The 13,897-nt window shown below is 69.3% G+C and carries 15 protein-coding genes; 9 read left to right on the top strand and 6 right to left on the bottom strand.

Going from position 1 to position 13,897, the window contains the following annotated elements:
* The 7 genes from PKH97_RS06895 to PKH97_RS06865 all read left to right on the top strand — a co-directional run.
* The coding region (locus PKH97_RS06895; protein ID WP_324386669.1) for a Fic family protein at positions 1 to 731 on the top strand (731 nt) is incomplete at its 5' end.
* Positions 732 to 762: 31 nt separating this feature from the next.
* Positions 763 to 1,320 (top strand): hypothetical protein, encoded by a 558-nt coding sequence (locus PKH97_RS06890; RefSeq protein WP_324386668.1) that lies wholly within the window; start codon positions 763 to 765, stop codon positions 1,318 to 1,320.
* On the top strand, positions 1,269 to 3,218 hold the full coding sequence (locus PKH97_RS06885) for a TIGR03960 family B12-binding radical SAM protein (protein ID WP_324386667.1): 1,950 nt from the start codon (positions 1,269 to 1,271) through the stop codon (positions 3,216 to 3,218). Before PKH97_RS06890 ends, PKH97_RS06885 begins: the two co-directional genes overlap by 52 nt.
* A gap of 147 nt (positions 3,219 to 3,365) precedes the next feature.
* A complete protein-coding gene (locus tag PKH97_RS06880; protein WP_324386666.1) occupies positions 3,366 to 3,587 on the top strand; it encodes a type II toxin-antitoxin system prevent-host-death family antitoxin in 222 nt (73 codons plus the stop codon).
* Positions 3,584 to 3,973, top strand: a complete 390-nt coding sequence (locus PKH97_RS06875; protein WP_324386665.1) for a type II toxin-antitoxin system VapC family toxin — start codon at positions 3,584 to 3,586, stop codon at positions 3,971 to 3,973. Before PKH97_RS06880 ends, PKH97_RS06875 begins: the two co-directional genes overlap by 4 nt.
* A gap of 55 nt (positions 3,974 to 4,028) precedes the next feature.
* Complete coding sequence (locus tag PKH97_RS06870) at positions 4,029 to 5,087, top strand: potassium channel protein (RefSeq protein WP_324386664.1); 1,059 nt, start codon at positions 4,029 to 4,031, stop codon at positions 5,085 to 5,087.
* A 28-nt stretch (positions 5,088 to 5,115) separates the two neighbouring features.
* A complete protein-coding gene (locus tag PKH97_RS06865) occupies positions 5,116 to 6,069 on the top strand; it encodes a hotdog domain-containing protein (protein WP_324386663.1) in 954 nt (317 codons plus the stop codon).
* A 112-nt stretch (positions 6,070 to 6,181) separates the two neighbouring features.
* Here the strand turns inward: PKH97_RS06865 and PKH97_RS06860 are convergent, their stop codons facing one another.
* The 6 genes from PKH97_RS06860 to PKH97_RS06835 all read right to left on the bottom strand — a co-directional run bounded on the left by PKH97_RS06860 (position 6,182) and on the right by PKH97_RS06835 (position 11,021).
* The gene (locus PKH97_RS06860) at positions 6,182 to 6,349 is read right to left on the bottom strand and encodes a hypothetical protein (RefSeq protein WP_324386662.1); all 168 of its coding nucleotides are present in this window, start codon (positions 6,347 to 6,349) and stop codon (positions 6,182 to 6,184) included.
* A gap of 591 nt (positions 6,350 to 6,940) precedes the next feature.
* Positions 6,941 to 7,279 (bottom strand): type II toxin-antitoxin system VapC family toxin, encoded by a 339-nt coding sequence (locus PKH97_RS06855; protein WP_324386661.1) that lies wholly within the window; start codon positions 7,277 to 7,279, stop codon positions 6,941 to 6,943.
* A 290-nt stretch (positions 7,280 to 7,569) separates the two neighbouring features.
* Positions 7,570 to 8,004, bottom strand: a complete 435-nt coding sequence (locus tag PKH97_RS06850) for a hypothetical protein (RefSeq protein WP_324386660.1) — start codon at positions 8,002 to 8,004, stop codon at positions 7,570 to 7,572.
* 405 nt (positions 8,005 to 8,409) lie between these two features.
* A complete protein-coding gene (locus tag PKH97_RS06845; RefSeq protein WP_324386659.1) occupies positions 8,410 to 8,796 on the bottom strand; it encodes a hypothetical protein in 387 nt (128 codons plus the stop codon).
* A gap of 101 nt (positions 8,797 to 8,897) precedes the next feature.
* A complete protein-coding gene (locus PKH97_RS06840; protein ID WP_324386658.1) occupies positions 8,898 to 10,265 on the bottom strand; it encodes a transaminase in 1,368 nt (455 codons plus the stop codon).
* 135 nt (positions 10,266 to 10,400) lie between these two features.
* Positions 10,401 to 11,021 (bottom strand): inorganic diphosphatase, encoded by a 621-nt coding sequence (locus PKH97_RS06835; protein ID WP_324386657.1) that lies wholly within the window; start codon positions 11,019 to 11,021, stop codon positions 10,401 to 10,403.
* 104 nt (positions 11,022 to 11,125) lie between these two features.
* Between PKH97_RS06835 and PKH97_RS06830 the strand changes: the two genes are divergently transcribed.
* The gene (locus PKH97_RS06830) at positions 11,126 to 12,577 is read left to right on the top strand and encodes a D-alanyl-D-alanine carboxypeptidase (protein WP_324386656.1); all 1,452 of its coding nucleotides are present in this window, start codon (positions 11,126 to 11,128) and stop codon (positions 12,575 to 12,577) included.
* 128 nt (positions 12,578 to 12,705) lie between these two features.
* Positions 12,706 to 13,776 carry a zinc-dependent metalloprotease gene (locus tag PKH97_RS06825; RefSeq protein ID WP_324386670.1) on the top strand — a complete coding sequence of 357 codons (1,071 nt, stop codon included), beginning with the start codon at positions 12,706 to 12,708 and terminating at the stop codon, positions 13,774 to 13,776.
* Positions 13,777 to 13,897 lie beyond the last annotated feature (121 nt).

Here is a 13,897-nt window from a genome sequence, read left to right as displayed (position 1 = left end):
CTAAGCGCAGCCGTGACCGTGGCCACGCGGTACGCAGCCGTCGACACCGGCGCGTTGGAGGGCTGTACGCGACGACGCGCGGGTTCACACGACCGATCGCCGAGCAGACGGCGACGTGGAAAGCGGCGCTGTCTTTGCACGGGATCGAGGTTGCGCGAGCGATCGAAGACGCACTCGCTGGCTACGACGTGGTTTTGGACCTGGTGACGGGCCGTGAGCCGCTGAGTCAGTCGTGGATCCGTCAGCTCCACGAGCGTCTGCTGCGGTCGCAAACGACGTTCACGGTGTTCACCGTTCTCGGCCCGCAGACGCACCCAATGCCCAAGGGCGTCTATAAGACCCAACCCAACAACCCCACCAACGCCGAGACCGGCCGGCTGTTCCACTATGCGCCGCCGAGCGATACGCCTGCGGAGATGTCACGGCTCTTGGGGGAGATCGGCACCGACGACTTCGCCGGAGCCTCGCCAGCGGTCCAGGCCGCCTATGTTCATCACGCGTTCGTGCGGATCCACCCCTTCGCCGACGGCAACGGGCGCGTCGCCAGGGCCTTGGCGTCCATCTACCTCTATCGCGAGCCCGGCGTGCCCCTGGTGATCTTTGCCGACCAGCGCGGCCTCTACCTCGACGCCTTGGGGGCGGCCGACTCGGGATCATCCCAACGATTCGTGTCGTTTATCGCGGGTCGGACCATCGACACGATAGAGATGGTTCGGTCCAGTTTGGAATAGCCCTAGATCGTCCCTTGGCGCGGAGGTTGCCTTGGACCTGCGGACACGAATGATGATTCTCGATCGGGCCCACAAATTGGCCGGTGTCTATCGGGCGCTCCTTGCCGACGTGTGGTCTGAATTGGACGCGTCGGCTCAGCTGGCGCCGACGCAGGGTGTCACCGGCGGGATGGGCCTCCCCGCTGGTTACGATCCACTCGACGTCGGTGCGATTGGCTATGTTGTGACTGAGCAGAACGTCGGGAAACCACGCACGCCGGATTCGGAAGTTCATCGGCGAGTGGAGCTTGGCTACGCAAAGGATCCCCGAGCCGACCCCGAGTTCTTCCTGTCGGCTGGCCAGGTCGAGCGTGGACTCGGTGTTTTCCGTCGGGATCTCTCCCCTGTCGTGACCCAGGTGCTCCGAATCAAGCTGCGCAACTGGATCACCGGACTGGTTGCCGAGGACCTGAGACTTCTCAGCGCCCGCCTGCAGGAACACGACGCGCGAGCCTCGGTGTGTCGGTCCTCCAGACAAGTGCCGCTTATCCTGGTCCGATGCCCGGACAGTCCCGCTTCGACGACCTCGAGCCGCTCCTGGAGCGCGTGAGCAAGCCGATCCAGTATGTCGGCGGTGAACTCAACTCCACCGTCAAGGATTGGGACTGCGGCGGCCACGACGCTCAAGGGAGAGAGCTGACGACGCGCTGGGCGCTGATGTATCCCGACGCCTATGAGATCGGGCTGCCCAACCAGGGCGTCATGATCCTCTACGAAGTGATCAATGAGCGCCCCGACGCCCTCGCGGAGCGCACGTATGCCGTGTGGCCGGACATGGAGGCCCTCATGCGGTCCGCGAGCGTCCCGCAGGTCACCGTCGATGGCCACCGCGCCGTGCGCGAGTTCGACGTCTTCGGCATCTCCTTCTCCACCGAGTTGGGCTACACCAACTTTCTCAACGCCCTCGACCTTGCCGGGATCCCGCTCCACGCGCAGGACCGCACCAACGAGCATCCGATCGTCATCGTCGGGGGCCACGCCGCCTTCAACCCCGAGCCGATCGCGGACTTCATCGACGCCGCGATCGTCGGCGATGGCGAACAGGCGGTACTCCAGGTCACCGAGGTCATCGCCGCGTTCAAGGCCGAGGGTCGCCCCGGTGGCCGCCGCGAATTGCTGCGCCGGCTCGCGCATACGGGCAATGTCTATGTGCCGAGCTTCTACGACGTGAGCTATCTGCGCGACGGCCGCATCCACCGCGTCGTGCCCACCGAGTCGGGTGTGCCATGGCGCGTCGCCAAGAACACCGTCATGGATCTCGACGAGTGGCCGTATCCCAAGCAGCCACTCGTCCCGCTCGCCGAGGCCGTCCATGAGCGGATGAGCGTCGAGATCTTCCGCGGGTGCACGCGGGGTTGCCGCTTCTGCCAGGCCGGCATGATCACCCGCCCGGTCCGCGAGCGCTCCATCACCGGCGTCGGCGAGATGGTCGAACGCGGGCTTGCTGCAACGGGTTTCGAGGAAGTCGGGCTCTTGTCCCTCTCCAGCGCCGACCACTCCGAGATCGCCGGCATCACCAAGGGCCTCGCCGATCGGTATGAGGGGCAGCAAGTCGGTCTGTCCCTCCCCAGCACGCGCGTGGATGCCTTCAATATCGACCTCGCCAACGAGTTGACGCGCAACGGGCGGCGCTCCGGGCTGACCTTCGCCCCCGAGGGCGGTAGCGAGCGACTGCGCCGCGTCATCAACAAGATGGTCAGCGAGCAGGACCTCATCGACACCGTCGCCGCGGCATACGGGGCAGGCTGGCGGCAGGTCAAGCTCTACTTCATGTGTGGGCTGCCGACCGAGACCGACGACGATGTCCTGCAGATCGCCGACCTCGCCAAGAAGGTCATCGACACCGGCCGCCAGGTCAGCGGCCGGCGAGACATCCGATGCACCGTCTCGATCGGCGGCTTCGTGCCCAAGGCGCACACGCCCTTCCAGTGGGCCGGTCAGCTTGGCTCGGACGCCACCGACGCCCGGCTGGCCAAGCTGCGCGACGCCATCCGCGGCGACCGGCGGTATGCCAGCGCGATCGGCTTCCGCTATCACGACGGCAAGCCGGGCATCATCGAGGGCCTGCTCTCGCGCGGCGACCGACGTGTCGGGCGGGTCATCGAACACGTTTGGCGCGAGGGCGGCCGTTTCGACGGCTGGCGCGAGTACTTCTCGTATGACGCGTGGCTGGCCGCCGCGGCGGCCGAGCTGCCGGCATACGGCGTGGATGTCGACTGGTACACCACCCGCGAGCGCGGCGAGCTCGAAGTCTTGCCCTGGGACCACATCGACTCCGGGCTGGACAAGGAGTGGCTGTGGGCCGACTGGCAGGACGCGCTGGACGAGGTCGAACAGGACGACTGCCGCTGGACCCCATGCTTCGACTGCGGCGTCTGCCCGCAACTGGGCACGCACATCCAGACCGGCCCGACCGGCAAGACCCTGCTGCCGCTGACTGTGGTCTGAGCCGCGCGCTTGTCGTGCAGAAGGTGCGCCCCGCAGTACCTACTGCACGACAAACCCGAGTCGCGGCTAGCGTGACGAGGTGATGGCTCCCGCCATGTCGTGGTTGATCGACTTGACCAGGCCAGCTTGACCAGCCATACTGGACGCATGGAGACCTACACCGTTCAAGCGGCGAAGACGCAGCTCTCGCGCATCCTGCACGATGTCGAGGCGGGGGCCGAGGTCACCATTTCTCGTGCAGATCGACCGGTGGCCCGGCTGGTGCCCGTCGAGCCGGTGGCCAAGCGCCGCTTCGGGATGATGAACTTCCTGGTTCCGGCGGACTTCGACGCGCCCCTGTCGGAGGAGGAACTGTCCGCTTGGGAGTGAGCTATTTGCTCGACACGCATGTCCTGCTGTGGATCTTGGGCGAGCCCTCGCGCGTGCCGACGACGATCCGCGATCAGCTGGCGGATCGGCGCAATCCCCTGTTCGCCTCGGCCATTTCGGCCCTGGAGATCGCCACCAAGACACGGTTGGGCAAGCTGGAAGATGTCGGACTCGTGGCCAGTTGGGATCGTCGGATCGCTGACCTCGGGGCCGATGAGCTCGCGGTCACTTCGCGGCACGCGATGACGGCCGGCTCGATGAGTTGGGCCCATCGCGATCCCTTCGACCGCCTCTTAGCCGCGCAGGCCATTCACGAGGGCGCGGTCCTCGTTACTGCCGACCGTGCGTTCGCGGGCCTGCCCGCGCCGACTGTCTTGACCTGGTAGCGGTCCGGATCGACCGGGCATTTCCGGCGTGCCGGCCGGGTGACATCATGTGCCCGTGACGCGGCCGTCCGAGAGCTATCGGCGCCGATCCCTGCTCTCCGGCGTCCCCCAGGGTGCGGCGGCGTTACGCCGAGTTGCCGTCGCGCTCGCCGGGCTGGTCGCGGTCACCGTCTTCGGCACCGTCGGCTACATGCTGCTCGGGCTCAGCGTCATCGAGGCGCTCTACCAGACCGTCTTCACGGTGGCCACTGTTGGCTATTCGGAGGTCTATGAGCGCACCGCGGCCGCCGAGATCTTCACGATCATCCTGATCGTCATCGGCGTCGGGACGGTGCTCTATAACCTCGGGGTCCTCGTCGAAGCCGTCACCGAGGGGCACCTGCGCGAATATCTCTGGAGGCGCAAGATGGACACGTCGATCGAGCAGTTGCGCGATCACCTCATCGTCTGCGGGTATGGCCGCGTCGGGCGCGCGTCGACCGCGAATCTTCTCGACCTCGGCCATCAGGTCGTCGTGATCGACAGTGACGCCGAACGGCTGGCCGGCGTCGAGGTGCCTTTCGTGGTCGGAGACGCATCGTCCGATGATGTGCTGCGCGCCGCCGGCATCGACCGGGCGCGTGCCTTGATCTGTGCGCTCGACACCGACGCTGCCACCACGTATGCCACGCTCTCGGCCCGTGCGCTCCGCCCCGATCTGGTGATCATCAGCCGCGCCCGGACCATCGACAGCAAGGCCAAACTGGTCCTCGCCGGCGCCACGCGCGCCGTCAACCCGCAGCTGATCGGCGGCCGGCGGATGGCGAGCTTCGCGCTCTATGCCGATGTCGCGGAGTTCCTCGACGAGGTGATGCACGACGACGACATCGAGCACCGGATCGAGGGCGTACGGCTGGGCAACCGGTCCCCGCTGGTCGGGCGCACGGTGGCCGGCGTCGACGTGCCCGGCCTGTGCGGCGCCACCCTGCTCGCCGTCCGCAAGCCGCGCAAAGGCGAATTCGTCCCCACCCCGGCAGGGGAGATGGTCCTCGAAGCGGGGGCGACGCTCATTGTCTTCGGGACCCCCGACCAGGTCGATCGCCTTCGCGGCGAAGCCGGGACGCTAGCGTCGTGACCCACACCCCCGAGCCCACGGAGGACGTATGAGCGATCGGATCCCCACCTCGCGCGTCACCTTGCGCTTCCTCGCGGCCCCGACCGATGCCGGGCACTCCGGCTCCGTGTCGGCGGGCCGGGTGCTCGAGTGGATCGACAAGGCCGGCTTCGCCGCCGCGGCGGGGTGGAGCGGGGCGTACTGCGTCACGGCATACGTCGGCAATGTGCGGTTCACGCGTCCGGTCGAGGTGGGCGACCTCGTCGAGGCGACCGCGGAGGTCGTGCGGACCGGCCGATCGAGTATGGACGTGATCGTCACGGTCAGTTCCGGGCCGCCGCGCACCGGCGAGTTGGTCGAGGCGACGCGTTGCCTGATGGTCTTCGTCGCGGTCGACGGGGACGGGCGGCCGACTCCGGTGCCGACCTTCGTCCCGCGTTCGTTGGGGGAGGAGTTGCAGCAACAGTGGGCGGCGCGGCGGGCCGAGTTGCGGACCCTGGTAGAGGAGGCCATGCAGGGGCAGACCTACTCCGAGAAGGGGACGGCGCCGCGGGTGACGCTGCGCTTCCTGGCCGCGCCCACCGATGTCAATTGGGGCGGCAAGGTGCACGGGGGCATCGTCATGCGGTGGATCGACGAGGCCGCACATGTGCTCGCCACCCAATGGGCGGGCGACCCGAGCAATGTCGCGATCTTCACCGGCGGGGTGCGCTTCTATCGGCCGCTGCGAATCGGGCACCTGGTCGAGGTCGAAGCCCGCCTCATGCACACCGGACCGCATGCGATGCACATCGGCGTCCACGTCCGCTCCGGTGACCCGGCCGCAGGCGCCGACGCGCTCGCCGAAACGACATACTGCCGGACGGTTTTCGTGCGCATCAACGCCAATCGGCGGGCGCTGCCGACCCCGACCTGGGTGCCGGTCTCGGACGAGGACCGCGCTCTCGATGCGCACGCGCTGGACCTGTCGGAGATCCGCAAGGAGTTCGACGCCCGCGGGTAGAGCCCGTCAGGGACGCGGCGACGTGGCCGGCTGGCCGGCCGGAGTCGGGTTGGGCTGCGAGGGCGTGCCGCCGATGAAGTCGGCCCACCATTGGTGCAGGGGCCCCCACCGCTCATCGAACGTCGTCGCGCGCTCGGCCGCCCGGGCTTCCTTGTGCGGAGTAGAAGCGGCGGCCCCAGGGGGAGCGCGGCCGGGCCAGCCGGACGGCAGCGACCCACGCGAGCGGACTGAGGAAGATGCCCAACAGGGTGGTGGGGTACTTCCCCTTCAACGCAGTCATACAGACCAGGGCGAGATGGACGGCAAGCGCCACCACCACGCCGCCGCGCACCGTCGCCGCGCCGGAGGAGAAGGTGAGGTGTCCGGCGTGACCCCGACGATGCCAGCCCGAGGCACGCGGTGGCGAGCGTGACGACGTAGACGGACAGCTGGCCTTCCTGGGTCCAGTAGACATCCTGGAGGTGGAAGATCATGGCGACCTCGTCGAGCACGCGTGAGGCGCCGACTCCGACGAGCGCTGCCCCGAGGTAGTTGAGCGGCGCTCGGGGGTTGGCGGCCACCGCGCCAAAGGCGCCGGCGACGAGCAGGATCGTGCCGGGCGTCGAGTGATGCAGGTGCACGCCACCACAGCTGAGATTGCGGAAAGGCCCCTTGCCGGCGCGGATCAGCCGGGTGTGCCGCGGGTGGCGAGGAAGGTCACGACGAAGGCAACGAAGACCAGCAGGAGCGGTCCCTTCGGCCCGTCGATGATCTCGTCGTGCCACCACTGCTGCAGCCACCCCATCCCCGCAACTTAGTGCCTGGGCCGCGCGAAGCGAATCGTCGATCGGTCGCCCAGAAGGTGAGCACGTCGTGGGCGGGGATGGTCCGGTCAGCGGTCACCAGCGTCGCCTGCTCGGCTCGCGCCTGCGCGATGAGCAAGCGATCGAAAGGGTCGCGATGGGACCCACGGCAGGCCGGCGACACCGCCAGTGTGGTCCGCGGTGACCGGTACCGGGGTCAGATCAAGCAGGTTGAGCGTCGCTCGCCAATGGTCGGCGATCTCGAGCTTTCCCAAGGAGCGTTTGATCGCGATTTCCCATACCGACGCCGCGCTGACGAGGATGTCATTGGCCGGGTCGCTCAGGGCGCGGCGCACGTGTTCGGGAACCGCCTCGCAACGCCCCAGGAGAAGCCAAACGACGACGTTCGTATCGAGCAGATACCTCATGCGGTGTAGGCCGAGAAGTCGTCAGGAAGGTCATCGAAGTCCGGCTCGATCGACCCCGGCAGGTCACCCCAGATCCGCCGTTCGGCGGTAATCGGGGGCGCGGGCGCCAGCACGGCCACAAGGATCGACCCGCGCCGGATGACGATGGTCTCGCCGGCCTCGACTCGCCGAAGCAGGCGGGACAGGTGGGTCTTGGCTTCCTGAACGCTGACGTCAACGGCCAGAGGATAGTCGTGGTCGACTCTGGTTGGTCGACCACCCTGGCCCCTGTGCAGCCGGCTTCGGGCCGGTCAGGCCATCTGTTGCTCGAGGGTGCTGCCCAGGCGCGGGAGGGCGGCGACAACGTGTTCTTTGGCCTTGCCGCGCAGCATGCCGTAGACCTTGGCGACGGCCGCGTGCTTGGGGTTGGCCGCGCGCGCGTCAGTGACCGAGAGCAGCGCCTCGGCCGCGGCGTCACTCTGCGCCGCGAGCTGAGCCCCGAAAGGCTGGTCGCCGCGGGTCGCCCAGAAGGGCTCGAGGCGGTCGAGGAAGTCAGGCAGCATCCCCGCGATCGCCCGCCGCACGATGCGGTCGTCGATCTTGCGTGCCGCTTTGTATGCCGTTTTGATCGCCGCACCGCTGATGCCGGACTTGCTCCCGACCTCGGCCTCGACGACGCCGACGAGCGCGTCGACGGTCTGCGGGCGGCGTTCTGCGGTCAGCAGGGTCTCGCTGAGAGTGGTCATGGCCCGCGACCCTATGCGACACCCCTGGGGGACTCACGCGGTGATCCGGCTTTCGGGAAGCCGGCTCGCGCGCAACCCACGATGGGCGATCGCCTCCAAAGCGCGTCCAGGGACCGGGCGTCGGTGTTGCGGCCCGGGCCGATGAGACCGCCGTCGAGAGGGGCTGTCGGTGCTCGTCGGTATACCTGTGGTGGGCCTCGTCCAAGACCGCGCCATGCGGTTCGAACACCGCATCGACATCGCGCGTGGCCCCGCGCGCGTCATAGGCCATCGCCCTGGCGGCGCCCCTGATGACGTAGACGTCCGCAGCGAGTCCTCTCCGGACGAGGCGGTCTCCGAGAGCGCCAAAGGCGAGTTCCAGAGCGGCCCGATCCAGCAGCGGTGCCCTCATGCCACGCTCAGTTCTTACGGGGCGATGAAAATTCCGCGACTCCGGAAGGTAGCGGCAGCGTGCACGGTCCCATCGGCCCGTGCGGCTGGAGTGTTGAAGGGGAACCAGAAACGTCGTAGCGGCCGGAAGCCCACCCAGTTCGGCCGACCAGCCCCGTCCCGCGCCGCGAGATAGTCAGCCAGCGACGCCAAGAAAGCGTCCCAACGCTCATCTCCGGTCGGCTGCGGTGGATCGGCCAACAGGGCGAGGCGGTCGCCCACCGGCTCCCACGCAAACTCCTGGAGAAACTCCGCTACCAGCCGCCACCTCAGCGCATCGTCCGGCGCTTCGGCAAGATGACCCGACAATTGCGCCAGGCGCATCGGTCGGTAGGCCATCACGCCGCGACCGTCCGCTTCCATATAGGCGAGTCTTCGGCTGGCCGGCAGGGGCTTCGGGACGACGTCGCCCCCTCGACCTGTCCGGCGCGCCGCCTGACTCCCTTAAGCGCGGAGGGCGGTGACTAAGCGCGGAGGGCGGCGACGACCTCGCGGAAGACCTCGGTGTGGCGCTCGACGTCGGCCGGGTCAGTGTCGGGGCACATCAGCGCCATATTGTGGAAGGGCGTCATCAGGATGCCGCGGTTGCACATCGCCAAGTGCATATAGGCGTCGAGTTCGTCGTCGGCCGCCGCCGCCGACTCCTCGCCGGTGCGCGGGGCGGGGGAGGTGAAGCGGTATTCGGCGCGGGCGCCGAGTTGCGCGATCGACCAGGGCAGCTCGAACTCGTCGATGGCGGCCTGCACCCCCGCGGTGAAGACTGTCGCGAGGTCGATCATCCCCTCGAAGGCTTCCGGGGTGAGCACCTCACCGAGGGTTGCCCGCATCGCCGCGAGCGAGAGCGCATTGCCGGCGAGCGTGCCGCCGACCCCGCCGACGTCGACGATGTCGGCGTCACCTGCGTCCGTATGCCGCGTCACCGCCGCCGCGACCGCCTCGCTGAGTCCGTAGGTGCCGCAAGGGATTCCGCCACCGATCGACTTGCCGATCACGAAGATGTCCGGCTCCAGCCCCCAGGCGCGCGTCGCTCCACCCCAGCCCGTCGAGAAGGTGTGCGTCTCGTCGATCATCAGCAGCGCGCCATACCGCGTTGCCAGCGTGCGCAGGCCCTCCATGAACCCGGGCTCAGGCAGCACGATGCCGATATTGGTCAGCGCCGGCTCGGTGAGGATGGCCGCGACATCGCCATGCGCGAGTGCGGTCTCGACCGAGGCGAGGTCGTTCCAGACGGCGGCCCGGGTGGTCAGTCCGACCGGGACCGGCGGGGCGACATTGCCCGGGCGCGAGATGGTGGTTCCGTCAGGGCCGGCGAGCGCAAAGGCCTCGTCGACCGACCCGTGATAGCTGTAGCCGAAGACCAGCACCTTGGGCCGTCCGGTGGCCAAGCGCGCCAGCCGAATCGCCCAGCGGTTGGCATCGGTGGCCGAGAGCGTGAAGCTCCACAGCGGCATACCGAAGCGGGCGGTCAACTCCGCGCCGACCCACTGGGCGTCGGCAGTGGGCAGCATCGTCGTCAGGCCACCAAGATCGCCGGCCCGGCCGGCGACGGCCTTGAGGGTGGGCTCGGGGGAGTGGCCGGCCATGGCGCCGGTGTCGCCGAGGGCGAAATCGGCATACGTATGCCCGTCCACGTCGGTGATGCGCGCGCCGCGCGCGTGATCGAGATAGAGCGGGAAGCCGCCGGACCACATATTCATCCAGGTCATCGGCACGTGCCCGAAAAGGTTGGTCGCCTCCTCGTAGAGCGCGCGCGAGCGGGGGTTGGCGGCGGCATACGTGCCCTGCTCCGCGGCGAGGAGGCCGGCGAGGCGGGCGCGATCAACGGCGATCATGGCGGCCAGCGTAGGGGGCGGACGAACGCATGCCCAGCGGCGGGGTGGGCTCGGACAGGGCAAGCGAAAGGCGGGCCGCGCCTAGGCGATGTCTAGACATCAGCCCGTGCGCGACCCGCCGCGGCAGCGTGTGGGTCAGCGTGAGTCGCTGAGCGGCTTGTCCTTCGTTGCCGGCTCCTTGATCTGCCCGGCCGACTGCGCTTGAGACGGTCCGGCGGGCGCAGCCTGCGAGCGGGACTCGTGGGTCGGCATCCGCCAGCGGGCGGTCGTCATACCGGCGGCCTGCGCGCGGGCGAGGGCCTCGTTGACCGTCTGCTCGGCCTCCTCTCGACCGGTCCAGTGAGCGCCCTCGACGGACTTGCCGGGCTCGAGGTCCTTATAGGTCTCGAAGAAGTGCTGGATCTCGAGGATGTCGAACTTGCTGACGTCCTCCAGATCGCGGATGTGGTTTTTGCGGGGGTCACCCGCGGGGACGCACAGGAGCTTGTCGTCGCCGCCGGCCTCGTCCTTCATCCGGAACATCCCGATCGGCCGGGCGCGGACCAGGCAACCGGGCCAGGTCGGCTCGTCCAGTAGCACCAGCGCGTCCAGGGGGTCGCCGTCCTCACCGAGCGAGTCCTCGACATAGCCGTAGTCGGCCGGGTAGGCCATGGACGTGAACAGCAGGCGGTCCAGCCGGATGCGGCCGGTCTCGTGGTCCACTTCGTACTTGTTGCGGGCACCCTTGGGGATTTCCACGGTGACGTCGAACTCCACGTTCCGGCTCCTTCGCGTTCGATGACCTAATCTCGACGGGCACAGTCTTCCGCACGAGTCGCGTTTTTGCGCAAGGGGGTTCGCGCGTGGGCAAGCGTCTCGCTATGACCCTCGCCAGTCTCGCACTGGTGGGCGGGTATGCCGCCGCCGACATCTATGACGTGGCCCCCGGCATCCTGACGCGCACGACCGTCACGCCGCTGCCCGCGCCCCCCGCGTCGGGCGGGCCGAGCCCGACGTTCGTCCCTCTCCCGACCGCCGGTGCGGCAACCGTGCTGTCCGAGCCGCCGCCGGACGCGCCGGAGCCGAGGGCCGCTAAGCTCGCCGAGCGTCTGAAGACGGCGCTGGCCGACCCTGCGCTCGGTCCGTCCGTCGGCGTCAGTGTCCGCGATGCCGTCACCGGCACCGAGCTGTATGCCCGCGACACCGCCACCGCGCGCGTGGTCGCCTCGACCCAGAAGATTCTAACCGCGGCGGCCGTGACCCAGGTGCTCGATCCGACGCAGGTGATGACCACCAAGGTGGTCTCGCCCGAGCCAGGGGAGTTGGTACTCGTCGCGGGGGGCGACACTCTGCTGGCTCGGGGCGCGGGCGATCCCGAGGTCACCGCCGGCCACGCGGGACTGGGCGACCTGGCCGCCCAGGTCACCGCCCGGATCGCGAGGTCCGGAGCCCGCTCCTGGAGGCTTCGCCTCGACAACACGTATGCCGCGGGCCCCGGCTACCCCGACACCCCCGCCTACCCCACCGGCTGGAACCCCGCCGACGTCGCGGCCGGCTACACCCAGAGCGTCGCAATGCTCGGCTTCGCCGACCAGCGGCCCAAGCCGGGCAAACCGTCGCCGAGCGATCCGGCTGGCGCAGTGCTCGCGGCGTTCGCCGACATGGTGCGCGCCGCCCTGGCGAAGGCCGGGTCCGAGGTCGAGGTCACGGTGAGCGATACGCCGAAGCTTCGGGCGACACCGGTTCCGGCGGCCGCCGCCGAACTCGGCGCGGTCGAATCGGCTCCCTATCGCGATGTGCTCGCCGAAGCGCTCGACGAGAGCGACAACGCGCTGACCGAGAACCTCGCCCGCCAGGCGGCCGTGCAGGCCGGTGAGGACGGCAGCTTCAGCGGGAATGCCGCGTTCGTCACCGCGCAACTGCGCACGCTGGGCTTCGACCTGACGGGGACCACCCTCACCGACACGTCCGGGCTGGCTCGGGGGCAGCACAGCACGGTCGCTCTGCTCTCGGCTGTCACCGCGAAGGCCGTGGTCGGCGGCCTGCCCGGGCTCGACGATGCCCTGGGCCGGCTGCCCGTTGCCGGTCTGGACGGCACTCTCTATGACCGCTTCCGCACCGAACCCGCGTCGCAGGCGGCCGGACTGGCGCGGGCCAAGACCGGCACGCTGACCGGCATTTCCGGGCTCCTGGGCACTACGGTCGATGCGGACGACCGGCAATTGATCTTTGTCATCGTGGCCGACCAGGTCCCGCCGAGCATGGGAACGTTGGCGGCCCGGGCGGCGTTGGACCGGTTCGTCGCCGCGCTCACGGCCTGTGGGTGCGGCTAACGCCCGAAAGGACGGCCGCGCCCGTGACCCACGACCCCTCGGACCTGCCCCCTGAGCCGCAGGGGGGGCCGAGTGCCACGCCCCCGCGGGACGCCCTCGCCTCCTCGGCTGATCCCAATGATCAGGGCCTGGGTGGCGCCGGGGGATCGGCTCAGGCCCCGGCCTTCGTCGACTGGGAGTTCGCCAAGGCAACCGGGCGCCGGTTGACCCCGGCCGGCCCCGAGGTCAGCCCGGCTGAAGCCCAGGAGATCGTTGCGGCCATCCGGGCCGCCGCTGCGCGCGCGCAGGAGCCCGTCGCCGAGACCTCACGGATGCACGCGCCCGGCCAGGCCCCGCCCGCACTCGTCGTCGACCGGCCCACGTGGATCGCGCTCAACCTCGACTCGATGGCCGCCCTGATGAGCCCGGTCTTCGAGAAGGTCGCGGCCGACCGGCGTCTCCCGGCCACCGGGGCCGGCATGAGCGTGGGCAGCAAGATCACCGGCGCCGAGGCCGGCGCCCTGCTCGCGTTCATGGCGAACAAGATCCTCGGGCAGTACGACCTGGCCCCCCAGGGCACGCCCCGCCTCCTGCTCGTCGCGCCGAACCTCGTTGCCGTGCAGCGCGAACTGCAGGTCGATGCCGCGGACTTCCGGGCGTGGGTCTGCATGCACGAGGAGACCCACCGCGTGCAGTTCACCGCCGTCCCGTGGCTGCGGGCGCACCTGATCGAGCGTGCGACCAGCCTCGCCGGCGATATGACCCCGACCCCGAGCGAACTCGCGGCCCGGCTGCGGGAGGTCGTCGGACGGCTGCCCGACGCCCTCGGCAGCGGGGGCGGCGGCCTGGCCGATCTGTTCGCGACCCCGGAGCAGCGCGCCAAGATCGCCGAGGTCACGGCGATCATGAGCCTGCTCGAGGGCCACGCCGATGTCGTGATGGACGACGTCGGCCCCAAGGTCATCCCGACCGTGGCCGAGATCCGCGGCAAGTTCACCGAGCGCCGCAAGGGCGTCGGCGCCGCCGACCGCCTGCTGCGCCGACTGCTCGGGCTGGAGGCCAAGATGGCCCAGTACAAGGACGGCGCGGGCTTCGTGCGCGGCGTCACCGACGAGGTCGGCGTCGATGGTTTCAACGCGGTCTGGTCCTCGCCCGAAACCTTGCCCAAGCCCGCCGAGATCCACGACCCCGCGGCCTGGGTCCGCCGGGTCCACGGCTGACTCGCCGGCACCGAAGTATCGAGCGGACACCAGAGAGATGGGCGGCGAACCGGCGTCGATGGCCTGTCGGCGGGCCGTCCGCGCCGAGCTCGCCGACCTCGCCCCGGGCACTCTCGTCCTC

This window comes from Nostocoides sp. (genome assembly GCF_035343835.1).
Taxonomy (GTDB): Bacteria; Actinomycetota; Actinomycetes; order Actinomycetales; family Dermatophilaceae; genus Nostocoides_A; species Nostocoides_A vanveenii.
Note: the sequence above shows the minus strand (reverse complement) of the source record. Positions and strands in the feature narration are given on the sequence as shown.

Coding starts and splice junctions, on each gene's coding strand:
- PKH97_RS06885 (WP_324386667.1), top strand. CDS start 1,269: ATGCCCGGACAGTCCCGCTTCGACGACCTCGAGCCGCTCCTGGAGCGC.
- PKH97_RS06880 (WP_324386666.1), top strand. CDS start 3,366: ATGGAGACCTACACCGTTCAAGCGGCGAAGACGCAGCTCTCGCGCATC.
- PKH97_RS06865 (WP_324386663.1), top strand. CDS start 5,116: ATGAGCGATCGGATCCCCACCTCGCGCGTCACCTTGCGCTTCCTCGCG.
- PKH97_RS06860 (WP_324386662.1), bottom strand. CDS start 6,349: ATGACTGCGTTGAAGGGGAAGTACCCCACCACCCTGTTGGGCATCTTC.
- PKH97_RS06855 (WP_324386661.1), bottom strand. CDS start 7,279: ATGAGGTATCTGCTCGATACGAACGTCGTCGTTTGGCTTCTCCTGGGG.
- PKH97_RS06850 (WP_324386660.1), bottom strand. CDS start 8,004: ATGACCACTCTCAGCGAGACCCTGCTGACCGCAGAACGCCGCCCGCAG.
- PKH97_RS06845 (WP_324386659.1), bottom strand. CDS start 8,796: ATGGAAGCGGACGGTCGCGGCGTGATGGCCTACCGACCGATGCGCCTG.
- PKH97_RS06840 (WP_324386658.1), bottom strand. CDS start 10,265: ATGATCGCCGTTGATCGCGCCCGCCTCGCCGGCCTCCTCGCCGCGGAG.
- PKH97_RS06830 (WP_324386656.1), top strand. CDS start 11,126: ATGACCCTCGCCAGTCTCGCACTGGTGGGCGGGTATGCCGCCGCCGAC.